This window comes from Streptomyces sp. NBC_01352, from assembly GCF_036237295.1.
GTDB lineage: Bacteria > Actinomycetota > Actinomycetes > Streptomycetales > Streptomycetaceae > Streptomyces > Streptomyces plumbiresistens.
In genome coordinates, this window is sequence record NZ_CP108354.1 from 2,691,678 (window position 1) to 2,715,045 (window position 23,368).

Here is a 23,368-nt window from a genome sequence, read left to right on the forward strand (position 1 = left end):
GTCATCCTGCCCGAGGGGGCTCCCCGGCACTCACGTGCACACCCGAGTCCCACCGCACCCGCACCTCGGCCCCCTCGCTCCACCGCACCGTCAACTCCCGCCCCCCGTCCGCCCGCACGCTCACCGTCTCCGTCAGGGGCACCGGCTCCGCCTCGGCGGTGAGACGTGCGAGCGCGACGAAGAGCGTGTCGCCGTCACCAGTGACGCCCGCGAGTTCGTCGTCGAGGCCGACAACGGGCACGGCCTCCGCCCGCACCCCGTCCGCCGCCGCCCACCCGGTGACCCGTACCGCCGTACCGGGCTCCGCACCCGCCACCAGATGAGCGCGTACTTCCACCGCTCCGCGCGCGAGCACCACACTCGTCACCCGCGCTCCTCCGCCCGCCGTGTGCCGCGAGGCCACCCAGCCGTCGCCGACGCCCAGCGGCTCGATGCCGGTGCGGCTCGGATCGTCGCCGACGATCACGCTGTTGTCGTACGACGGTGAGGGCGTCGTCACCGTCGAGTAGGCGAGGCGCGTGTAGTACGGGTCGTAGCGGACGTCCTCGCTGCCGTGGTTGTGGAGGCGCACTAGCCCGTCCGAACTGGTCGACTGGAGCAGCCAGTTGGGGGCGGCGATCGGTGTCATCTCGTCCGCTCGCTCGGCCGGGCCCGGTTCCTCCGGGGCCGTCCACACCTCGTGGTCCGGCGGGAGCAGCAGGCCGAGGAAGCCCTTGCTCGCCCAGTACGGGGAGGCGGGGCCCGAATAGCCTTGCAGGACAGCGGGGTCGGGTCCGTGCCAGCCGAGGGTCAGGAGGCCGCGTGAGTCGACCGCGCCCCGGTCCAGGAAGTACTTCAGCGCTCCGGAGGCCAGCCGTCGCGTCTCCCCGGGCGCCAGCGGCGTACGTCCCGTCATCGCGCCCAGCCACAGCGGCGCGGTCGTCGCGAAGCGGTACGTCAGGGAGCGGCCCTGGTGCATCGGGGCGCCGTCGCCGCCGAACAGGCGGGCGTAGTCGGCGAGATGGCGTTCCAGGCGGCCGCCGTAGAGGTCGAGGAGCCGGTCGTCGTCGGCGAGCCAGGCGTGCAGCACCGGGTAGAGGTGCATGGCCCAGCCGTTGTAGTAGTCGTACTTGCGGCCGTCGCCGTCGGTGTACCAGCCGTCGCGGACGTACCACTGCTCGATGCGTTCCAGGCCGTTGTCGATCGCCTTGCGGGACGCGTCGGCCTCGTAGCCGATCTCCTGGAGGAACCCGCCGACCGTGACCGGGAACAGCTCCCAGTTGCAGGGCCAGGCCTCGGCGGTGAGCGCGTCGCCGAGCCAGGCCGCCGCGCGTTGCCGTACGTCCTCGTCCAGCCGGTCCCACAGCAGCGGCCGGGTGAGCCTGAGCGCGAGGGCGATCGAGGCGGCCTCGACGAGGGGCTGGCCGCGGTCCTCGATACGGGGCCAGACGCCCGAGACGCCGGTGGCGAGTCCGTCCGCGTAGCGTTCGAGGGCGGTCTCGTCGCGGCGGAAGGCCGCCAGCAGCAGCGTACGGGCGTAGCCCTCCAGGCCGTCGGAGAGCCGGCCGGACCAGCTCTCGCGGTCCCCGGGGAAGTGGTAGAGGGCGCGGTCCTCGGTGGCGTACGGCTCGACGGCCGCGAGCAGGGCGTCGGCGGCCGCCTCCCAGTGGGCGCGGGTGAATCCGGTGAGCGGGCTGAGGGTGCGGTCGTCGGGAGGCAGCTGCATGGGTCTCTTTCGTACGGGGAGCGACGAGAGCGCTCGGCGCACCGGGGGCTCTCGGGTGGGGCGGAAACCTCGGGGCGGGCGGAAACCTGGGGCGCCCCGGTTCCGGTCGGAACGCCCCAGGGGTCTATCCCACCCGCACCAGGCCCTTGGGCACCAAATGCTGAGCGACGAGTTCGTCGCGGACCAGTTCCGCGTACACGGTCGCGCCGTGTGCGGAGGTGTGGGTGTTGTCCCGTTTCTCGTTGTAGAGATACAGCGCCTTGGAGCCCTCGACTCCCAGCGCCTCCACGACCGCCTTCGTCTTCGCCGTCAGGTCGATCAGCGCAACGTCCTCCGCGGCGGCGACCGAGCGCACGACCTCAGGATGGTTCACGCCGAGGCCGTTGACCAGTAGCGCGGTCCCGTTGTTCAGGGTGCCGTCGGAGTTGAACCAGCGGCGCACGATCGGGGTGACGAGGACGGGGCTGCCGCCCTTCTCCCGCACGCCCGCCACCAGGGCCTCCAGGTTCGCCCGGTAGGTCGCCTCGTCCGTGGTCTTGTCGTTGTGGGCGAGCTGGACGAGGACCAGGTCACCGCGGCGGATCTGAGGTTGCACGGTGGCCCACAACTGGGGGTTCCCCAGATACGTCACCGTACTCTCGCCGGAGTCCGCGTAGTTGGCGACGGAGACGCCCTTGCGGAGGTACTGGGGCAGCTGCTGGCCCCAGCCGGAGTACGGGTCGCCGGGCTGGTCGCAGACCGTGGAGTCGCCGACGAGGAAGATCTGGCGTGAGTGCCGGGCAGGGGTGACCTTGATGTCGGCCAACGCGGGCGCCGAGCCGCCGAGGACGAGGTCGAGGCCGGGGGTGCCCTCGGGGCCGGTCGGCTCGCCCTCGGGGGTGCGGAGGTTCACGGTGAAGCTGCGGGCGACGCGCTCGCCGGCCGCGACGGCGGTCTCGGGGAGCAGGGAGCGCCGGGTCTCGCCGGCGATGCTCGTGCTCGACCCGGTGTCCGCGCCGAGGAGGACCTTCACGTCGTAGGTGCCGGGCGCGAGGTCGAAGTGGCAGGCGGTGGCGGTGCAGTTCTCGAGGCCGAGGGGGCGCTGACCGCCCTGCGCCTGGGCGGGTACGGCGGTCAGGCCGGCGCTCATGGTCAGCGCCGCCAGCACGGCGAGGTTGAAACGTCTCATACGGCTCCTCCGAGGGTCCCGCGACAGGGCGACAAGGCCTGGCCGCTGGACCGTACCGCTCTAGGCAAGCGCTTTCTAGTCCTTGGATCGATTTCACACGATCGCCAACCCAGGGCGTGCGAAAGCCCTTTCGCGAAATCGATTCAACTGTCACTCTGCCAACAGATTCCGCCGGGCAATGGCAAGCCCGGCATGCGCACCTCCCTTCGCACCTCCCCCCACACCCACCCTCCCGAAGGAGGCACCCCCCATGTCCGGATCCGTGAACAGACCGGTCCGACGCCGCACCTTCGTGCTCGGCACCGCGGCCGCCGCCGGCACGGCCGCCCTCGCCGGGCCGTTCGCGCAGGGCGCGTCCGCCGCGGCCTTCGGTTACACCGACGACGGGTCGAACTACGTCGTCGAAACCGGCGCCGGCCTCGTCTTCAAGGTCAGCAAGTCCAACGGCGACCTGACCTCCCTGGTCTACCGGGGCGTGGAGTACCAGGGCTACGGCGGCATGAACTCGCACATCGAGTCCGGCCTCGGCACCTCCACCGTGAGCATCAGGCAGTCCGGCACGACGATCCTGATCACCGTCGCGTACGGCACGCTGAGGCACTACTACGCGGCCCGCAGCGGCGAGAACAACGTGTACCTGTGGACCAACAAGGCCGACACGTCCGTCTCCGCGACCCGCTACATCGTGCGCGTGAAGAAGGGCCTGTTCCTCAACGACGAGCCCGACTCCTACACGTACACCAACAGCACCATCGAGGCCTCGGACGTGTTCGCGAAGTCCGACGGCCAGACCCGCTCGAAGCACTTCTCGAAGCTGCGGGTGATGGACTACAACTACGTCGGCTGGACGACCGGCAGCGTCGGCCTGTGGATCGTCCGCAGCAACCACGAGAAGGCCTCCGGCGGCCCCTTCTACCGCTCCCTCCTGCGCCACCAGAGCGCGGACGGCGGCGGCCTGTACGAGATCCTGTACTACGGCCAGAACCAGACCGAGGACCAGCGCTTCGGCCTCCAGGGCCCGTACGTCATCGCCTTCACGGACGGCGGAGCGCCCTCCTCGTCGCTCTTCCCGGGGACTCTCACCACCTCGTGGGCGGACTCGCTCGGCATCTCGGGGTACGTCGGCGCGGGCGGCCGGGGCCGGGTCGCGGGCGTCGGGATCACCGGACGGAACACGGCGTACGCGTACACGGTGGGACTGGCCAACCCGGCGGCGCAGTACTGGGGTTCGGCGCGGGCGTCGGACGGCTACTTCTCGATCGGCGGGGTGCTGCCGGGGACGTACACGCTCACCGTCTACAAGGGCGAGCTGGCTGTATACAGTACGCAGGCGACCGTATCCGCCGGCGGGACGACCACCCTCAACTCGATCGCGATCCCCGCCACGAACGACCCGTCCAACGCGAGCGCGATCTGGCGGATCAACGACTGGAACGGCACGCCGAGCGGCTTCAAGAACGCCGACCTGATGACCTACGCCCACCCGTCGGACGTCCGGGCCGCCGCCTGGACCGGCAACGTGGTCATCGGCAGCGGCAGCGAGACGTCCGCCTTCCCCTGCTACCTGTGGAAGGACGTCAACAGCGGGCTGCTCGTGTACTTCAAGCTGACCGCCGCCCAGGCCGCCGCCGCGCACACCCTGCGCATCGGCGTGACGACGGCCTACGCCAACGGCCGGCCGCAGGTCGCCGTCAACGACACCTGGACCTCGGCCATCCCCTCCCCGCCCACCCAGCCGAACACCCGGTCGCTGACCAACGGGTCCTACCGGGGTAACAATCACACGTTCACCTACAGCGTCCCGGCGAGTGCCTGGCTCACGGACACCGGTCAGTACAACGTGCTGAAGATCAACGTGGTGAGCGGTTCGGGGTCGACCTCCTACCTCAGCGCGGGCACGGCGATCGACGCGATCGACCTGCTGGCGTGACCGTCGACCGGCACGCCCGCGAGGGCGCGGCTCAGCGCGACATCGGGATGGTCACCGAGGCTCGGCAGCGGTCGCACTTCGGCAGGTAGGGGTTGTCGCTCGCGGCCAGTGCGCAGTCCGCGCAGAGCAGGCGGCCGCATCCGGTGCAGATCAGGGCCATGCCGTCCATCGCGCCGTCATGGCTGACCGTCACGGACGACTGGGACTGGAGTCTGACCTCGAGTCCCCTGGTGCAACCGCCGCACGCGACCCTGGCACCGTTGGTCAGACCGTGATCGAGCCATGGCCGGTGACCGCCCCGCCCGGCGGACCCACCGGCCTGACCCGCGGATCCACCGGTCTGACCCTCGGACGGCGGGGAATGCCTCTTCCTGCGAAACAGAGCCATGCAACCTCCCTTGGTCGAGGCTCCAGTTTCGGCGGAGCCCGACGGGACCGGTCCCGTCGGGCTCCACGGGCGCGGCTCAGGTACCGCGGGTCCACTGCTGGTTGGTGCCGCCGTTGCACGTGTACGTGATGACGGCCGCGCCGTTGGCGGTGGACCCGCCGTTCACGTCCAGGCACTCGCCGGTCGCGCGAGCCTTGACGGTGACGTAGGAGCCGGTGGTGGTGAGCGACCACTGCTGGCTGGTGGCGGAGGAGTTGCAGTTCTCCTGGGTGACCGTGCTCGCGTTCTCCTGCACGCACAGGGAACTGTTCCTGACCATCAGCTGGTAGTAGCCGCCGGAGAGGGGCTTGAACCAGTACTTCTGGTTGTTGCCGCCGTTGCAGTCGTACTGCTTGATCTGGGCGCCCTGCCACAGCGACTGGCTCGTCACATCGGCGCACTTGGACGAGTTCCGGGCGATCAGCGTGTTGTACGTGGCGCTCGTGCCGCTGATCGTGCCGGCGGCCGTGTCGACGGTCACCTCAGGGGACCAGGACATGGACATCGAGGTCGAGCTGGGGAAGCTCAGCGGCAGCCACACGTACCGCGAGTCGTTGACGGTCCCGCCGAAGGAGTTGCCCCAGCGGTCGCCCAGGTAGAGGTACGAGGTGCCCGAACTGCCCTGTACGGGAAGGACGAACGCGGTCTGCGAGCCGTAGGTCGTCGAGTCGCCGACGTTCGTCATCGCCGACCAGGGGCCGGACAGCGAGGTCGCCGTCGCGTACTGCTGCTGGTTGGGGCTCCAGCCGGTCGCGCCCGAGGTCAGCATGAAGTAGACGTTGCCCCGCTTGAACAGCGCCGGGGCCTCCCGGTGGCCGCCGTGCCAGGGGTCGGCGACCAGGCTCGCGATGCCGGTGTAGTCGGCGGTGAGCCGGTAGATGTGCAGGTCGTAGTTCTCGCGGGCGGCGGAGATCATGTAGCCGGCGCCGTCGGTGTCCACGAAGACGGTGATGTCGCGGGACATGTGCTGGCCGAGCGGCCGGAAGCTGCCCTGCCAGCTGTAGTTGCCGTCGACGGTGTCGGAGACGGCGACGGCGGCGCGGGCCTCGCTGTAGTCGGTGCCGTTCTCCTTGTGCATCCACATCACGTACTTGCCGGTGGAGGCGTTGTACATGACCTTCGGCCGTTCGATGTTGGCGGTCGCCAGCTCGGGGTCGGTGGCCTCGGTGAGGACGTGGTTGCGGAACTCCCAGTTCTTCAGGTCGGTGGAGCGGTACGCGGACACATACCGGAAGGTGTTGTCGGCGTTGCGGTTCTCACCGAACCAGTAGTAGTAGGAGCCGACCTTGAGGACCCCGCCGCCGTGGGCGTGCACGGGGCTGCCCGAAGTGTCCGTGAACTGGGTGCCGTTGACGATCGTCTGGGGTGCGGCCTGGGCCGGTCCGGCGGTGGCCAGGGCGCCGAGCAGCGCCAGGCACAGGGCGAGCAGAGCAACGCAGGCACGTCTCATGTCACGCACTCTCCTTGAGGGTTGCGGCGGCCGAGTCGGCCGTGCCGGTCGTGCCAGTTGTGGGGGCTGTGTCGGCCACGGGGATGCCGAAGTCTGGGGTGCCGTCCGGGTTCCAGCCGAGCTTCTGGACGCGGGTGTGGCGGTTGGGGTCGTTCAGCGGGTCGCCGACGATCTCCTTGTACTGGCGGGCGTGGTAGACGAGGACGTCGGTGCGGCCGTCCTCGGCGACGGTGAACGAGTTGTGGCCCGGTCCGTACTGCTTGGTCGTGTCGTTGCTGGTGAACACCGGCGTCGGCGACTTGGACCAGCTGGCGGGGTCCATGAGGTCACTGGCCGCGTCGGCGGTCAGCAGGCCCATGCAGTAGTTGAAGTCGGTGGCGCTGGCGGAGTAGGTCATGAAGAGGCGGCCGTTGCGGCAGATGACCGACGGGCCCTCGTTGACCTTGTAGCCGATGCACTCCCAGTCGTACTCGGGTGTGGACAGGCGCACTTGAGGGCCGGTGAGGGTCCACGGGTTCGCCATCCTCGACAGCCACAGGGCGGTGTTGTTGCCCATTCCGGGCTCGTGCTGCGCCCAGGCGAGGTAGCGGGTGCCCCGGTGGGTGAAGGTGGTGGCGTCCAGGGAGAAGGTCTCCCAGGCGGTCTTGAGCTGACCGCGCTCGGTCCAGGTCCCCTTGAAGGGGTCGCGGTGGGCGTTCTCCAGCACCCAGATACGGATGTCCCAGACACTCTCGGCGGGCGCCGCGGCGAAGTAGATGTACCACTTGCCGCCGATGCGGTGGATCTCCGGCGCCCAGATGTGCGCACCCATGGCACCGGTCGCGTGCTTGGTCCAGATCACGGACTCGGCGGCGGTCCCGAGACCGTTCAGGGTGCGGGAGCGGCGCAGGATGATCCGGTCGTACTCGGGGGCGGTCGCCGTGAAGTAGTAGTGGCCGTCGGCGTGCCGGTGGATGTGCGGGTCGGCCCGGTTGCGGACGAGCGGGTTCACGTACGGGGCTGCCTTGGGGGTCGGGGCGGCGTGGGCGACGCCGGCGGTGGTCGCCGCCAGGGCGCCCGCGGCCAGGGCACCCTTCAGCAGCAGTCTGCGGCTGGGGTCTTCACGGAATTCCGGGGCTTCGGGGGCTTCGGGCAGGTCGTTGTCGCGGCTCATACGGACTGCCTCTCGGGGGGTGGGGTGTCCTGAGAGCGATGTTCGATATTGAGAACATCTGTTGTTATTCCGAACGCCGAAAAGGTAAGCGTGCGGAAGGGGGAGGTCAACGGGTTGGACGTGACAAAAGAAGGCGCTTTCCATCGGCAGATTTCTGTTATCGCGCGCGGCCTGGCCCGTCTCCCTTACGTGCGCAGCCAAACCCACAAGACAGCAGCGGCCGCCGGCGCCCTCGCGGCCGTGGCCGCCCTCCTCGCCACCGCTCCCCCGGCGGCGGCCGCCGGTGCCCGGGACGTCACCGCCGACGTGCTCGCCGACCGGGACGTGACGCTCACCGGCGACACGGTCGTCACCGTGCCGTCGGGGACGACGACGTACGACGGAGTCTTCCGCGGCGAGGGCACGCTCACCGTGCGCGGCGGCGGGACCCTGGTCCTGACCAAGGACAGCGACTTCACGCTGCCGCGGTCCCGGCAGCGGCAGAAGGTGGCGACCCCCGGCGGCAACCACCCGTACGTCACCGTGGCCGACCCCGATCCGCCCGCGATCACGGTCGAGCGGGGGGCGACCCTCCAGTACGGCAACGGCGGCACGACCGGGCTGATCGGCCACTTCCCGTACAACACCCCGGCGTTCCGGCTCAACCAGGACAACATCCGCGTCGACGGCACCCTGCGGCTGTCCCTGAAGAGCGCCTACAACCTGGGCACGATCAGCGGCTCCGGCCTGATCACCCAGCCGCGGTTCCTCTGGGGCACCTGGGACCTGTCGGGCACCCACCCCTTCTCCGGGGTGATCGACAACGGCACGCAGGTCAACGCCGGACGGCCGGAGTTCGCGACCTCACTGCCGAACATGCGCAAGGTCCTCAACCAGGGCACCTGGACCGTGGACACCCCGCTGGGCCAGACCGTCACCGAGGGCATGGACTTCTACCAGCGCGAGTACGGCAGCGACATCAACGTCCAGTCGCGGCCCGGCAGCAAGGTCGTCCTCACCGGCCAGTACAGCTGGTCGAACCAGGGCGGCGACACCGATCCCTCGCTCAGCGACCCCGCCCTGAACTGGACGCCCGCGCGGAAGAACGTCAACAAGCGCGGCACCAACATCAAGGGCGCCAACGTCCAGTGGGGCGACGGCACCACGAGCAAGATCTTCATGCCGGGCACCGCCGAGACGGTCTACATCAACCTCCTTGCGGCGCGCTCCCGTTCGCTGCTCACGTTCGACTACAACGGCCCGGTGACACTGGGCGCGCCGATCGGTGGCGGCGTGTTCCACGACACGCTGTCCGCGCCCGGCGCCGGGGACATCGTCATCGCGGGGACGCGCGGGAACGACGTCACCTTCGCGGCGAAGCAGTACTACGACGGTTCGACGACCGTGGAGAAGGGCGCGGTGCTGCGGCTGGGGTCCGGGCAGGGGGACGGTTCCCTGCTGACGGGCACCGAGCGGCGGCGGGTGGTGAACGACGGGACACTCGTCGTGAACAACGCGAAGAAGGCGATCTCCTTGGCGTACGTCGGCGGGAGCGGGGCGTTCGTGCAGGCGGGGGCGGCCACGACGACGCTGACGGGCAGCGCGGTGACGTACACCGGGGCGACGACGGTCAAGAAGGGCACGTTGGCTCTGCGGTCGGGGGCGACTCTCGTACGCAGCAAGGTGATCAGGCTGTCCTCGGCGGGGTCTCGGCTGGATGCCGGGACGTCCGGACTGCGGGTGGCGACGACGCTGACCGGCAAGGGCGTGGTGAAGGGGGCGGTGACGAACGAGGGGGTCGTCGCGGGCGGTCTCACCGTATCCGGTGCCTACACGCAGCGCGCGAAGGGTGAACTGGTGTTGCGGGACAAGCCGTTGAAGGTGACGGGTCCGGTGCGGCTGGCCGGGGATCTCGATCTGTCGGCCGCCGGGACCAAGCCCGCGCGCGAGATCACCGTGCTCTCGAACACGGGACGCGCCAAGACCGTCGGCGCGTTCAGCGGCCTGAAGGAGGGCACGAAGGTGAAGCTCGCCGACACGACGTACCGCCTCAGCTACAAGGGCGGGGACGGCAACGACGTGACCCTTGGTGCCGTCACCGCGAGCCCCTCCCCCAGCGCCTCCGGCACCCCGACGACGTCCGGCGCCGTCGTGACGCGCAGCGCCACCGCTTCGGACGACGAGGGGTTCGGCTGGTGGCCGTACGCGCTGGGCCTCGGGCTGCTGGGCGGGCTGCTGGTCCCGGCGACGCGACGCACGCGCGGGGGCCGGCGACGGGGCGGGCGGCACTCGGCGCGTGGGTAGCGGCAGCTACCGGCCGCTCGGCGCCTCCGGGAAGCCCAGCCTCGGGGCCAGGGCTCGCGCCTCCGTCGCCCACTCCCCGAGGTAAGCGAGGGTCATTCCCCGTTCCCGGTAACGGCGTTCGGCGTCCACGGACTGCCCGCCGCCGTAGTCCAGTTGCGCCTCGCCCGCGTTGGCCAGCATGAGGGCGGTGAGCCAGTCGTACTTCACGGCCGAGGCGCGGACCGCGAGGCGTACGAGGTTCTCGTCGCCCTTCCAGCCGCTCTCGCGCAGGCCGTGCAGGTACGCGTCGTAGGCCCTCGCCGCGTACTCGGGGAGGCGGGCGGCCGGGACGAACAGGTCGAAGACGGAGTCGGGGAGGTAGTTGCCGAGGTCCTCCCCGAGGGCTCCGTCGCCGGCGAAGGCCCAGTCGAACACGGCACTGTGGGGGCCGTCGGCGCAGGTGTTGGCGGGCCAGTGGTCGAGGTGGCTGAAGGCGCGCGGCAGGGATTCCATGAGGTCGAGGAACCAGTCGCGGTCGTGGTGCAGCCGGACCATCTCGCGGCGCAGGCCCTCGGGGAAGTGGTCGCGGACCAGGGGCTGTCGCCAGGCCTCGTCGTCGTCGAGGAGTTCCTGGCCGAGGGTGTTGCCGCCGACGTACTGGCGCAGGAAGCGGTGCGAGAGCCACGGCTCGTCGGCCACCGCGCCGACGGCTCCCTGGGCGGCGCCCAGGCGGCGGGCGTGTTCGATGTGCCGGGCGGGCGTCCAGCGGGTGGCGGGTTCGCCGCGTACCCGCTCCAGCCACAGCGCGATGTCCCCGTCCGGCCGCTCGACGCGGGCCAGCAGCCGGGGTGCGCGGACGCCGTACGGCTGCCAGACCTGGGCGAGGCCCGAGGTGTAGACGTCGGCCTCGCGCCGCCAGTAGTTCCAGTGCCGGGGGTCCTCCGAGGCCGCCCAGCGTCCGGTGGCCTCCTTGGAGCGGGTGAGGACCTTCAGGATCGCGGAGCGGTCACCGGCGTTGACGACCCAGACGCCGCCGGTGACGCCGTTCTTGGGGTTGTGGGTGAGGGGCGCCAGGAAGACGGGCCCGGTGAAGGGGCCGAGGATCTGGCGGGCCTCCTCGTACACACCCTGCGCATCGGCGACTTCGGCATCGGTGTCGGGCATGCCCCCAAGGTTAGGCGGAGGCGTCCGCCGGCTCCTGGCGTCCACGCAGCCACACGTACACCGGGATGCCCGCGAAGAGGAACAACACGCCCTGATAGACGGCCGCGTAGCCGGCGCCCGCGATCAGCCAGAAGGAGAACGCGAAGGAGAGGGCCGCCACGATCAGGTCGCGGGCCAGGCCGGCCGGGCGGATCCGCTCGCGGGTGCCCTTGGCCAGCCAGTACAGCTGGGCGGCGGCGGAGAGCAGGTAGGGCACGCAGCCGGTGAACGTGGTGATCAGGACGAGGACGCGGAAGGTCGTGTCGGGACCCGCCGTGTAGTTGAGGGCGATCAGGAGTGTGCCGAGGACGGCGACGGTCCAGACGCCGAAGGCCGGCACCCCGCCCTTGCCCACGCGGGCGAACGGCGCCGGGAAGAGGCCGTCGCGGGCGGCGGCGTACGGCATCTGCGCGGCCATCAGGATCCAGCCGTTGAGGCAGCCGGTGATGGAGGCGACGGCGACCAGGGCGATGGCGGTGCCGCCCCAGGTGCCGCCCGCGATCGAGTTCACCGCGTCGGCGAAGGGGGCGCCGGAGTCGACGAGCTTGTCGTGCGGGACGAGTCCGAAGACGGCGACGATGCCCAGGATGTAGACGAGGGCGGAACCCAGCGTGCCGAGGACGCTCGCGCGGCCCACGTTGCGCTCCGGGTCGCGGACCTCGCCCGCGCTGACGGCCGCCGACTCGACTCCGAGGAAGCTGTAGAGGAGCAGCGCGGCCGAGGCGGCCAGCGCGCCGGAGACGCTCTGCCCGGACGCGTTGAACGGGCCGTAGTTGTCGGTGTCGATGAAGAACAGGCCGATCGTGGCGACCAGCAGCAGCGGCACGAACTTCAGGATCGTCGAGACCACCTGGACCGCGCCGACCCAGCGGGTGCCGGCGAAGTTCGCGGCGGCCGGCAGCCACAGCGCGGCGAGCGCGACCAGCGCTTCGAGGGTGTGGTTGCCGTGGAGGGGTATCAGGACGTCTACATAGCCGACGACCGCGACGGCCAGGGCGGCGATGCTGACCCAGCACATCGTCCAGTACGACCATGCCGACAGGAAGCCCGCGAAGGGGCCGAAGGCGTCGCGCGGGTACACGTACAGGCCGCCGGTGACCGGGCTGCGCCGGGCCAGTTTGCCGAAGAGCAGCGCGAGCAGCACCGCGCCGACCGACAGGACCACGAAGGCGACCAGGCTGACGCCGCCGTACGGGGCGACGGTGGCGGGCAGCACGAAGATGCCGCCGCCGATGATGTTGCCCATCACCAGGGCGGTGGCCGCGGCCGGGCCGAAGGTGCGGCGGCGCGGGGCGGACCGCGCCTCGGGCTCGGCGGACTCGGTGGTACTGGGGGCAGTCATGTCACTTCCGGGGAGGCGGGGAAGCGTGATCGTATCCGCCGTTCCACATCGTGGGCAATCTGTTCACGTTCTGGACACAATCCGGGGCGGTGTACCGCTGCGACTCGACTACCGTCGTCGTATGACCAGCCATCTCACGCTCGCCGCCGCCCTCACCACCGGGAGGACCGTCGTCCTCGACGGCGGTATGTCCAACCAGCTCGAGTCCGCCGGGCACGACCTGAGCGACGAGCTGTGGTCGGCGCGGCTGCTCGCGGAGCAGCCCGAGGCGATCACCGAGGCGCACCTCGCCTACTTCCTGGCGGGCGCGGACGTGGCCATCACCTCCAGCTACCAGGCGACCTTCGAAGGCTTCGCCAAGCGCGGGATCGAGCGGGAGCGGGCGGCCGAACTGCTCGGCCTGAGCGTCGGGTTGGCCCGCGACGCGGCGACGCGGGCACGCGCGAAGGGCGTCACCCGGCCGCTGTGGGTGGCGGCTTCCGTCGGCCCGTACGGCGCGATGCTCGCCGACGGCTCCGAGTACCGGGGCCGGTACGGCCTGACCGTGGCCGAGCTGGAGGCCTTCCATCGCCCCCGCGTCGAGGTGCTGGCCGCCGCCGGTCCGGACGTCCTCGCCCTGGAGACGGTCCCGGACGCCGACGAGGCCGAGGCCCTGCTGCGCGCGGTGCGCGGGCTCGACGTACCGGCCTGGTTGTCGTACAGCGTCGCCGGCGACCGCACCCGCGCCGGGCAGCCCCTCGAGGAGGCCTTCGCCCTGGCCGCCGACGCGGACGAGGTCATCGCCGTCGGAGTGAACTGCTGCGCCCCCGAGGACGTCGACGCCGCGGTGGAGACCGCCGCCCGGGTCACCGGCAAGCCGGTCGTCGTCTACCCCAACAGCGGCGAGGCCTGGGACGCCGAGGCCCGCGCCTGGAACGGCCGCTCCTCGTTCGCGCCCGAGGAGGTGCGGGGCTGGCGGGAGTCCGGGGCCCGGCTGATCGGCGGGTGCTGCCGGGTGGGCCCGGAGGCGATCACGTCCCTCGCGGCGACGCTGGCGAAGTCCTGAGCCGCTCCACGAGTCCACGAGCCCCGGTTCCGCCTCTCGTCCCCGCCCCCCGCCACTGCTAGCCTCCGATTCGGGAACCGGTTTCCATCCATGTTGCCGCAGTTCCCGAGGGGTGGGCGGGAGAGACCGGGGAGAGGGACGAGGCAGGTATGACCAGGAAGAGCGAGGACGCGGGGCGGAGCACGATCCGGGACGTGGCCTCCCGGGCGGGGGTGTCCGCGTCGACCGTGTCGCGGGTGCTCGGCGGGGTGTATCCGGTGAGCTCGGCGACGCGGACGCGGGTGATGCGGGCGGTCCGTGAACTGGACTACGTCGCCGACGCGCGCGCCAAGGCGGTGGCGGGTGTCGGCACGCCCACGCTGGCGTTCGTCCTGGAGGACATCACCGGACCGTCGTTCGCGCTGATGGCGCACGGCGTGGAGCGCGAGGCGACCCGGCTCGGGCACCTGTGCCTGGTGTGCAGCACGGAGGGCGACGTCCGGCACGAACTGGAGTTCGTCGAGATGATGCGCGCCCAGCGGGCCGCCGCCGTGATCCTGGTGGGCGGCGCCGCCGACACCGCCGAGTACCGCGAGCGCACCCGCCGGATGGCCGACTCGCTGGCGTCGGCGGGCTCCCGGCTGGTGCTGTGCGGCCGTCCGACGCTCGGTCCCGGGGCGCCGGTGACCGTGATCGAGTACGACAACGAGGGCGGCGCCTACGCCCTGGTCGCCCACGTCCTGGCCCAGGGCCACCGGCGCGTGCTCTTCCTCGGCGGCAAGGCGGACCACACCACCGCACAGGGCCGTGAGCGCGGCTATCTGGCCGCCCATCGCGCCCGCGGTCTGGAACCGGAGCCGGGGCTGCTGCTGCACGGCGACTTCACCCGCGACTCCGGCCACCGTCTGATGCGCGGGGCGCTGAAGGACGGGCTGGACTTCACGGCCGTGGTCGCCGCCACCGACATGGTCGCCGCCGGCGCGCTGACCGCGCTGCACGAGGCGGGCCTGGAGGTACCGCGCGATGTCTCGCTGGCCGGCTACGACGACATCCCCTTCGCCCGCGACCTGCACCCCGCGCTGACGACGGTCCACGTCCCCTACGAGGAACTGGGCCGTCTCGCCGTGCGCACGGCACTGGGCCGCACCGGCGAAGCCCCGGACGAGCATCTGCTCCTGGGCACGCATGTGGTGGTGCGGGACTCGGTGGCGGCAACCGGTTCCTGAGCCCGTCGCCCGCAGCGCGGCGGGCTCTCGTCAGGACAGGCGCACCGACCCCGGCAGCCGCCCGTACGCGGACCGACCGCCCGGGCCCGAACCCCGCTCGTCAGGAGCGGCGCACGGACCCCGGCAGCCGCAACCGCCGTACCACCGACCGGCTGGACTCGGTGACGGCGACCGGTTCCTGAGCCGATTGTCCTGGCCGGCGGCCGCCGGTTCCTGAGCCGGCCACCCGGGCCCGAACCCCGCTCGTCAGGAGCGGCGCACCGACCCCGGCAGCCGCAACCGCCGTACCACCGACCGGCTGGACTCGGTGACGGCGACCGGTTCCTGAGCCGATTGTCCTGTCCGGCGGCCGCCGGTTCCTGGGCCGGCCGCCCGGGCCGGAGCCCGCTCGTCAGGAGCGGCGCACCGACCCCGGCAGCCGCAACCGCCGTAGCACCGACCGGCTGGACTCGGTGACGGCGACCGGTTCCTGAGCCGATTGTCCTGTCCGGCGGCCGCCGGTTCCTGAGCCGGCCGCCCGGGCCCGGAGCCCGCTCGTCAGGAGCGGCGCACCGACCCCGGCAGCCGCAACCGCCGTACCACCGACCGCAGTTCCGCACTCCGCGCGACCGTGTTGCGCGCCGACGCCATCCGCAGGGGGAAGCCGTCCTCGACGGAGTCGTCGAGTGCCTGCGCGGCCGCCCCGGCCCGCTCGCTCGCCGCCCGCGCGGTCGCGTCCGCCGTCCACACGGCGAACTCCCGGTCGCGCGGTCCGTACGCCGTGCGCGGCTCTCCGTCGCCGAAGATCCGCACCGGGTGCGAGGCGTCCCAGCCCTGCCAGCCGGGATCGCCCTCGGTCGCGAACCGCACCCACGCCCCGTGCATCGCGTCGGCCAGTTCCCGCGGGGTGCCCCAGCCGGCGAGCTTGGCGGAGTCGGGGACCTCGCCGGTGTCGAAGACGAAGCCGAGTTCGAGGGCGTGGCAGGCGCCGAGGCCGGGGAGCTTGGAGGGCCAGGCGAACTCGTAGACGTACGCCGAACCGGGGCGGGCCTCGGCGAGGCGGTGCAGGGGGAGGCGGAGCAGGTGGTCGGTGACCATCTGGCCGACGATCTCGGCGGTGCCGGCCTCGGGGTGCAGGGCGCGGTAGCCGCGGGGCACCTCGTGGCCGCAGTGACAGCGGGCCATCGCGCCGGCCAGCGCGACCGCGCCGAGCCGGTCGACGCGCTCCAGGAGTCCGCCGGGCACCAGCCACAGCCGGTACTCGTCGCTGGTCCAGCCCATCATCAGGTCGACGCCCGCCGCCACGTCGCCCTCGACGAGTGCCTCCAGCGGGTCCCGGGGCACGAGGTCGCCGTCGACGACGATCCCGAAGGCGGGGCCGCCGAGCACCGGGCTGCTGAGTCTGCCCACCTCGGCCTGGGTGCGCAGCAGCAGCTCACGGTCGACCTCGGCGAAGGCGGCCGCGGTGGCGGGGATCTTCATCCTGGTCGCCATCCGGCGCACCATCCGCCGTACCTTGTCGCGGTCGCTCGCCTCGGGCGGCCCGCTCTGCAGGACCGCGCGCCGGAACAGGCCCTGGGCCTGCGGGGCGGCCAGCAGGGCGCCGGTGCTGATCGCCCCGGCGGACTGGCCGGCCAGGGTGACCCGGTCGGGGTCGCCGCCGAAGGCCGCGACCGACTCGCGCACCCATTGCAGTGCGGCGAGCTGGTCGCGCAGGCCGGCGTTGGCGGGGACGTCCGGGAACAGGCCGTACCCCTCGACGCCGAGCCGGTAGTTGACCGAGACGAAGACGACGCCGTCGCGGGCGAAGGTACGCCCGTCGTACACGGGCACGGCCGACGAGCCCCGGGTGAGGGCCCCGCCGTGCAGCCACACGATGACCGGGAGCCGGGCACCAGGGCCCGGCTCCGGCGTCCAGACGTTCAGATTGAGGCAGCCGTCACCGGGCACGGCCGGGTCGGACAGGTACTGCGCGAAGGCTTCGGAGTACGGCGGTTTCGGCGCCGTCGGCCCGAAGGCGCCCGCGTCGCGCACGCCGTCCCAGGGCTCGGGCGGCTCGGGGGGCCCGAACCGGCGCGGTCCGAAGGGCGGAGCCGCGTAGGGGATGCCCCGGAACACCGCGACGCCGTGCTCGTACCGGCCCCGTACGGCCCCGTACGGGGTCCTGACCACGGGGTCCCGGCTCGTCCGGCCCACCTCGTCCACCTGGTCCGCTGCCGTCATGCGCCCACCAGCCTCCCGCACCGCGTCCGTGCACCGCGCTCGTGCACCATGAACATCAGAGCACCACATGGTGGCCCGGTATTCCGGTGCACGAGCCCGGTTTTGCGGCTATTTGGCGTACATCAGCGTGCCGAAGCCGAGCTGGTCGAAGCCGCCGCTGGTGGAGCCGTAGTCACCTCCCCCGCCCTCGGGGGCGACCGAGAAGCACATCTGGGAGATGTACTTGTCGTCCAGGTAGACGCGCCGGTTGTAGTGGTAGTGGAGCATGGCCCACACCGGGCGCACCTGGCCGCGGGAGGCCGCGGAGACGACCGTCTGCGACTGCTGGGCGCAGCTCTGCCCGGTGCCCCAGGTGTAGGTGGTGAAGGGCACGTCCATGCCCAGGTTGTACTTGGCGACGTACTGGGCGCCCTTCATGAAGCGGCGGCCGTCGTACGAGTAGAGGTCCTCGCCCTGGTTCCAGGCCATCTCGCAGATGGCGCCCATCTGACCCATGCCCATGACGGTGTGGCCCTGGTCGCGGCCGGACTCCTGCCACTGGCCCAGCGCGTAGCCGTCCGCGTCGGTGTACAGGTACGTCACGGCGTGCGCGATCGAGCCGTTGCCCGCGCCGGACTTGAAGTAGGTGACGGCCTGGTCGTACTTGGCGCCGTCGTCGTTGAGGATCCCGATGGCCAGGACGGAGGCCATGTTGCACAGGTCCCAGTTGGCCCAGTAGTTGGTGATGCAGGCGTCGTTGTGGCCGGTCAGGAACTGGTTGTTGAGCGGGTAGAAGACCTTGACCATCATCTGCTGGAAGCGGGCGAGGTCGAACGCGGGGTAGTCACGCATGAGTTCCGCCGCGTTGGCGAACTGCCAGCCGTAGAGGCCGGCGGCGAGGAACCGGTCGGCGTTGCCGGTGACCGTCGTCAGTGTGGACGACCAGGCGTTGAGGATCCTGGCGGCGCACTGCGCGTTCGCCTCCGTGCCGCCGACGCGCCAGCGCAGCGCGTTCTGGTAGGCGGCGGCGATGTCGTTGAAGAGGAGGCTGTAGTTCTCGCCGGTGCCTCCGCGGATGATCGTCGCCGTGGCCCTGGGGGTCCAGGTCGACTGCGAGTGCGAGTTGGCGGTCAGCCTGTTCCAGCCGGACAGCCAGGGGTCGTCGCCCGCGGCGACCCTGACCTTGGCCCGGTTGATGTCGCCGGCGTTGTGCAGCATGCCGGGGTGGGTGAACGCGGCTGGCGCCGCGTCCGCCGTGGTGGCGGCGAACGTGGAGCCCAGCGCGAGTGCGGCGGTGAGACCGCCGGCGGTCCGGAACAGACCGCGGCGGCTCAACTCGGTTTCCTTCAGGTACCCGTGGGGGGACGTGCGGCTCGTGCGGCTCATTGCTGTGCGTCTCCGATCTGTGGGGAGATCTAGAGGGGCGTGATGCTCACCCCTTCGAACTGCGCGGTGCCGAGGGCCAGGGGGTTGCGGGAACAGACCACGAGGCCCACGTAGTAGGGGGCGTCGCCGAAGCCGGGGACCTCGCCGGAGGCGAGGGCGGTCCAGGTGGCGCCGTCGTCGGTGGAGACGTAGGCGGTGAAGGCGGTCCCGGTCCGCTTCAGCAGCAGGTGGGAGGGGAGGGCGACCGTGCCGTTGCCCGTGAAGGTCGAGCGTCCGGCCACGGTCGTGCGCAGCATGAGCTGTGCCGTGGTCCCGCCGGTGACGATCGCCCCGGCCGCCTGGTCGAACGGCGACAGCGACTTGGCCATCAGTAGGCCCACCCGGTCGGCGGTGGCTCCGGTACGGGAGACCAGCCGGGCGGTGACCTCGCAGTCGCCGGTGACGGGCCGCCGTACGAACTGCCCTGTCATTCCCTGGTTGTTGACGGTGAGGTCGGTTCCGGCGCCCCGCACCACGAAGGTCCCGTCCGCGTGCGAGGTGCTGCCGGGCGTACGGATCGCGACCACGCCGAGCGTCCCGAAGGCGCGGTCGTCGAGGACCACGTCACCGAGGTCGCCGTAGGTCCAGGGGGCGGGCGGGGGTGTGCCGACGGTGAGAGTGAGGGTGCCGGTGCCGTCTCCGGCCGCGTTGCCGACGGTCGTCGTGATCGTGAACTCACCGGTCCCGGTGGGCGTTCCGGAGATGAGGCCGGTGCGCTTGTCGATGCGGAGTCCGTCGGGCAGGCCGTCGGCGGTGAAGCGTACGGGCTCGTGCGAGCCACGCAGCAGGTGCCGGAAGGCGACGCCCTTGTTGGCGAACGCGGTGGTCGCGGAGGTGGGTTGGGGTACGGCAGGTGTCGGCATCTGCGCGGCGGCGGACTCCGACAGCGGGCCGCGTCCGGCGGTGTTGGTCTTCGCGACGGCGTAGTGGTACGTCGTCCCGGGCGTCCCGGTCGCGTCCGCGTACCGGATGCGGGTGCCGGACCCGACCGGGCCGACGCCGGTCGCGACGGTCACGTACGGGCCTTCGGCGTCGGTGGCGCGCAGCACCTTGTAGCGGGCGGAGAGGTCGGGGTCGGTCCAGGCCAGCCGGACGGCATCGGCGTCCGCGGTGGCCCGCAGGTCGCCGGCCGCGCGGGCCGGTCGGGGCACCGACCACACCTCGCCGGACGCGGAGGTGACGCTCACGTTGTCGAAGGCTCCGGTGCCGGTCTCGGCGTACTCCTCGTCGACGCCGAGGCAGGAGCTGAGGACGAGTCCGGCGTATGCGGTATTCGGCATACCGTCGACCTCGGTACGACCGACTTCTGTCCACCGTATGCCGTCCGGCGAGATCGCTCCGGTGCACCACCGGCCCTTGCGGGTCACCCGCACCCAGTAGGGCGCGCGCAGCCGGTAACCGTCGCCCGCGCCTTCCACGTACGGCGCCTCCAGCGGGGTCGCCGACTCGGGCAGGGCGCCCAGGCCGGAGATCGGGAAGGCCGCGGCCGTGGTGATGGCCTGCTGCTGAGAAGGCGGCACGGGCGTACTGCCGGTGCCGGAGACCTCGGCACCGGTGGACGGCCGCACCGAGAACACCCCGCTCCAGGTATGCAGCGGCAGCCCCTGGATGAGCATGGCGGCGTGGGCGGCGTCCGCGTCCAGGGAAGCCCGGACGGTGACGCCGATCTTGGAGTACTGCGAGCTGAGCGGCCACACGATCCGCGCGGTCACCGTGCCGTCGCCGCGCAGCGGCAGATGGACGAAGCGGTAGGTGTCGGCGGTGCCCGACGCCTCCAGGACGAACCGCTCGCCGTCAAAGGCGGCGGAGCCGGGGAGCTTCACGGCCCCAACGTCGCGGGTCGCCCAGGGTTCGGGGAGACCGACGGACGCGCACGCGGGACTCGAATTCCCGCTGCTCCCAAGCGAGTTGGTGGCCGTGACGGTGTAGTGGTACGTCCGTCCCGCGCGCACTGCGCCGTCCGTGCAGGTCGGCTTGTCGACGCCGGTGGCGATCTCCTCGTACGGGCCCTCGGGGCCGGTGGCCCGGCGGACGGTGTACGTGCTCGCCCACGCGGACGGCAGCCAGCTCACGGTGACGGACGTGCCGTCGCCGGTGGCCGTGACGCCCGCCGGTGCCGTGGGCACGGCGGGCGCGGGGGCCTTGGTGCCGGCGTAGGCGAAGGTGCCCCAGCTGGGCAGGTCGTCGTTGCCGCCCTCGACGAAGCGGGCGCCGCCGGTGCCGCGGAAGACGGCCGCCTTGGTGTAGGGGGTGTCGAGGCCGCGGACGCCGGCGTAGTGGGCGTAGGCCATCTCGTAGACCGGGGGCAGGTTGCCGCGGCCGACCGCCGAGACGGTCTTCTTGACGTACTTGCCGGTGCGGTCGAGGTCCGGGACGAAGGGGACGTCGCCGCCGAGGTTGTAGCGGGCGGCGTACTCGAAGTTGGCGAGGATGCGGTGGTCGTCGTGGCCCCACAGGTCGACGCCCTGGTTCCAGGCGACCTGGGCGAGGTCGCCGGTCAGGCCGACCGCGAGCTGTTCGTGGCCCTGGTCGCGGCCGCTCTCCTGGCCCTGGCCGGCGTCGGTGACGATGCGGTGCGGGATGCTGCCGTTGCCCGCACCGGCGGCGGCGAAGCGCAGGGCGTCCTCGAAGAGGGTGGGCTCCTCGCAGAACACGCCGATGGCCAGGATGGTCTGAAGGGCCGTCAGGTCCCAGTTGCCGTTGGCGTAGAGCATGTAGCCGGACACGGCCGGATACCAGACACCGAGGAAGGACTCCTCGCAGCGGGCGATGTCCTCGTCCGCCCATCCGTCGTAGCCGGTGTGGCGGAGGAGTTCGGCGGCGTTGACGAACTTGAACGCCTGGAGTCCGGCGCCGAGCGGCCCGTCGGCTCCGGTGACCATCGTGAGCGAGGCCGACCAGGCGTTGAGGAGGTCGCGGGCCTTGTCGGCGTGGGCGCGGTTGCCGGTGGCACACCACATCAGGGCGTTCTGGTAGGCGGCGGCCGAGTCGGCGACGGCCTGGTTCTGGAAGTTGGTGGGGCCGCGGCCCCAGGAGGTGATCTGGCCGGTGTTCTGGATCGGGTACGTCGCCTGCGAGCGGGCGTGGGCGGCGAGGGCGAGGTAGCCGTCGTAGACCGGGGATTCTTTGGCGGCGACGGCGGCCTTCATACGCGATATGTCGTCGACTGTATGCAGTAGGCCGGGGTGTGTGAACTGTATGCGACGGGTCTGGTGGTCGGCCGCCCGGGCGGTGCCGGGCGCGAGCAGTCCGCTCGCGCCCGCCACCAGCAGCAGGGCCGCCGTGCCGCCGAGGAAGTTCCGGCGACTCGGAGCAGATGTGATCATGACGCGGCGGCCGCCTCGGCCTCGGCGGTGGTGAGGAACCTCAGGTTCGTCACGTGCTCGTTGACGAACATGGGCACGCCGTCCGAGGCCAGATACCACTTCGGCTTGCCCGTGCTGTCGGCGATCACCCTGCCGTTGACGCGGAGGTTCTCGAAGGTGACGTCCTTGATCGCGTGCTCCGCGTCGAGGCCGGCGATGATCGAGAGGTCGGCGTTGTTGCCGTTGTAGCTGAGGTCCTTGATGTAGACGGACTCGATGCCGCTGCCTGCCGACGAGTTGTACTTCGGGTTGTACTCGACCCGCATGTGGATGAGCTGGCCCCAGCGGAAGTCCTCCACGCGGATGTCGTCGAACCTGACGTCCCGGACGATATTGCTGTCGCCGACCATGAAGGCGATGGCGCCCTGGTAGGTCACCTGCGGCTCGCGGTGGTCGAGGATGTCGATGTTCTCGTAGCGCAGGTTCTCCAGCACCTCCGGGGTGTCGGAATTGCCGTGCACACCGATGTTGATCGGGTGGGCGACGTCGGCCCAGAGGGAGCAGTTCTTGACGGTGATGTTGCGGGTGTCGCCGTAGAAGTCCCAGCGGTGGGTGTAGAGGGCGACGCAGTCGTCGGAGGTGCGCAGGAAGCAGCCGTCGATCGTGACGTTCTCGGAGCAGTAGAGCTGGATGCCGTCGCCCCAGCCCTGGTGGCTGAAGGCGCGCAGATTCCTGATGGTGAGGTTTCTGGACTCGGCGACCCTGATGTTCTCGTACCGGGGGTTGAGGATCGTGACGCCGTCGATCGTGACGTTCTCGCACTTGCGGACGAAGACCGCGCCGCCGGTCGTGTCGTAGACCACGCCGCGGCCGATCAGCCGGGAGTTCTCCACGCCCTCGAAGATCACGCTGGAGGTGAGGACGGCGCCCGGGGCCAGGTAGACGGTGGTGCCGCTGGGCACCTTCAGGGTCCGGTCGGGGTGGGTGTGCAGACCGGGCCCGAAGTACATGACCTTCTTGTCGCCCTCGGTGGGCACGTCCTGCTCGATCGGGTTCGCGAACAGGTGCAGGCAGTCGAAGATCTTGTCGTCGATCTGGACGACGAGGTTGCGGGGCCGGTCCAGGGTGAAGCGCGCGGTGCTGCCGAGCACCTCGGGCTTGATGCCGTACGAGTCCGGGCGGATGCGCACCTTCTCGCCGCCACCCGGGTTGTACGTGACCTCGACCTCGACGGTGCCGGAGAAGTCGAAGGCGGCCCAGGAGGAGCTCTGGGCCCTGTTGCTGCCGGTGTTCGCGTCGATCAGTGCGAGCTTGGCCAGGTAGACGCCGAGCTTCTGCCAGGTGCCGCCGAGCGGACGGACCTTGACGGTGAAGGAGTTGTTGACAGGCACCTTCGGAAGCGTCGGGTGGATGACCACGCTGTCGCCGGCGGCACCGTCCTCCTCCGCCGCGGCGGCCTGTGCGGTTCCCGCGATGCTGCCGGCCAGGCCGGCGGCGGCGATGACACCGGCGGCCTGGAGGGTGGTCCGGCGTGACAGGGGCGCGTTCATGCGTAACTCCTTGCAAA

Annotated in this window: 15 protein-coding genes; 4 read left to right on the forward strand and 11 right to left on the reverse strand. The window is 71.2% G+C overall.

Going from position 1 to position 23,368, the window contains the following annotated elements; translation table 11 throughout:
• Position 1 precedes the first annotated feature (1 nt).
• Both OG252_RS12605 and OG252_RS12610 read right to left on the reverse strand, forming a co-directional pair.
• On the reverse strand, positions 2–1,705 hold the full coding sequence (locus OG252_RS12605) for a DUF2264 domain-containing protein (RefSeq protein WP_329335954.1): 1,704 nt from the start codon (positions 1,703–1,705) through the stop codon (positions 2–4).
• A gap of 124 nt (positions 1,706–1,829) precedes the next feature.
• Positions 1,830–2,873, reverse strand: a complete 1,044-nt coding sequence (locus OG252_RS12610) for a rhamnogalacturonan acetylesterase (RefSeq protein WP_329335956.1) — start codon at positions 2,871–2,873, stop codon at positions 1,830–1,832.
• Positions 2,874–3,123: 250 nt separating this feature from the next.
• On the opposite strand from OG252_RS12610, the gene OG252_RS12615 reads away from it, so the two are divergent.
• Positions 3,124–4,803, forward strand: a complete 1,680-nt coding sequence (locus tag OG252_RS12615; RefSeq protein ID WP_329335959.1) for a rhamnogalacturonan lyase B N-terminal domain-containing protein — start codon at positions 3,124–3,126, stop codon at positions 4,801–4,803.
• 31 nt (positions 4,804–4,834) lie between these two features.
• Here the strand turns inward: OG252_RS12615 and OG252_RS12620 are convergent, their stop codons facing one another.
• The 3 genes from OG252_RS12620 to OG252_RS12630 form a co-directional block, all read right to left on the reverse strand.
• A complete protein-coding gene (locus OG252_RS12620; RefSeq protein ID WP_266449599.1) occupies positions 4,835–4,996 on the reverse strand; it encodes a hypothetical protein in 162 nt (53 codons plus the stop codon).
• A gap of 271 nt (positions 4,997–5,267) precedes the next feature.
• On the reverse strand, positions 5,268–6,680 hold the full coding sequence (locus tag OG252_RS12625) for an RICIN domain-containing protein (RefSeq protein WP_266449596.1): 1,413 nt from the start codon (positions 6,678–6,680) through the stop codon (positions 5,268–5,270).
• Position 6,681: 1 nt separating this feature from the next.
• On the reverse strand, positions 6,682–7,833 hold the full coding sequence (locus tag OG252_RS12630; protein ID WP_329335961.1) for a glycoside hydrolase family 43 protein: 1,152 nt from the start codon (positions 7,831–7,833) through the stop codon (positions 6,682–6,684).
• A gap of 189 nt (positions 7,834–8,022) precedes the next feature.
• Between OG252_RS12630 and OG252_RS12635 the strand changes: the two genes are divergently transcribed.
• Complete coding sequence (locus OG252_RS12635; protein ID WP_329335963.1) at positions 8,023–10,116, forward strand: autotransporter; 2,094 nt, start codon at positions 8,023–8,025, stop codon at positions 10,114–10,116.
• 6 nt (positions 10,117–10,122) lie between these two features.
• Here the strand turns inward: OG252_RS12635 and OG252_RS12640 are convergent, their stop codons facing one another.
• Both OG252_RS12640 and OG252_RS12645 read right to left on the reverse strand, forming a co-directional pair.
• Positions 10,123–11,259 carry an aminoglycoside phosphotransferase gene (locus OG252_RS12640; protein ID WP_329335965.1) on the reverse strand — a complete coding sequence of 379 codons (1,137 nt, stop codon included), beginning with the start codon at positions 11,257–11,259 and terminating at the stop codon, positions 10,123–10,125.
• 10 nt (positions 11,260–11,269) lie between these two features.
• On the reverse strand, positions 11,270–12,640 hold the full coding sequence (locus OG252_RS12645) for an amino acid permease (RefSeq protein WP_266449585.1): 1,371 nt from the start codon (positions 12,638–12,640) through the stop codon (positions 11,270–11,272).
• Between the two features lie 121 nt (positions 12,641–12,761).
• Between OG252_RS12645 and mmuM the strand changes: the two genes are divergently transcribed.
• Both mmuM and OG252_RS12655 read left to right on the forward strand, forming a co-directional pair.
• Positions 12,762–13,685 (forward strand): homocysteine S-methyltransferase, encoded by a 924-nt coding sequence (mmuM, locus tag OG252_RS12650; protein ID WP_329335967.1) that lies wholly within the window; start codon positions 12,762–12,764, stop codon positions 13,683–13,685.
• A gap of 149 nt (positions 13,686–13,834) precedes the next feature.
• The gene (locus OG252_RS12655; RefSeq protein ID WP_329335969.1) at positions 13,835–14,890 is read left to right on the forward strand and encodes a LacI family DNA-binding transcriptional regulator; all 1,056 of its coding nucleotides are present in this window, start codon (positions 13,835–13,837) and stop codon (positions 14,888–14,890) included.
• Positions 14,891–15,427: 537 nt separating this feature from the next.
• Here the strand turns inward: OG252_RS12655 and OG252_RS12660 are convergent.
• The 4 genes from OG252_RS12660 to OG252_RS12675 form a co-directional block, all read right to left on the reverse strand.
• Positions 15,428–17,092 carry a carboxylesterase/lipase family protein gene (locus tag OG252_RS12660; protein ID WP_329335971.1) on the reverse strand — a complete coding sequence of 555 codons (1,665 nt, stop codon included), beginning with the start codon at positions 17,090–17,092 and terminating at the stop codon, positions 15,428–15,430.
• Positions 17,093–17,200: 108 nt separating this feature from the next.
• The gene (locus OG252_RS12665) at positions 17,201–18,457 is read right to left on the reverse strand and encodes an alginate lyase family protein (RefSeq protein WP_329335972.1); all 1,257 of its coding nucleotides are present in this window, start codon (positions 18,455–18,457) and stop codon (positions 17,201–17,203) included.
• A 29-nt stretch (positions 18,458–18,486) separates the two neighbouring features.
• Complete coding sequence (locus OG252_RS12670; protein WP_329335974.1) at positions 18,487–21,822, reverse strand: alginate lyase family protein; 3,336 nt, start codon at positions 21,820–21,822, stop codon at positions 18,487–18,489.
• Positions 21,819–23,351, reverse strand: a complete 1,533-nt coding sequence (locus tag OG252_RS12675) for a glycosyl hydrolase family 28 protein (protein WP_266449570.1) — start codon at positions 23,349–23,351, stop codon at positions 21,819–21,821. The genes OG252_RS12670 and OG252_RS12675 overlap by 4 nt, the downstream gene beginning before the upstream one ends.
• Positions 23,352–23,368: the final 17 nt, after the last annotated feature.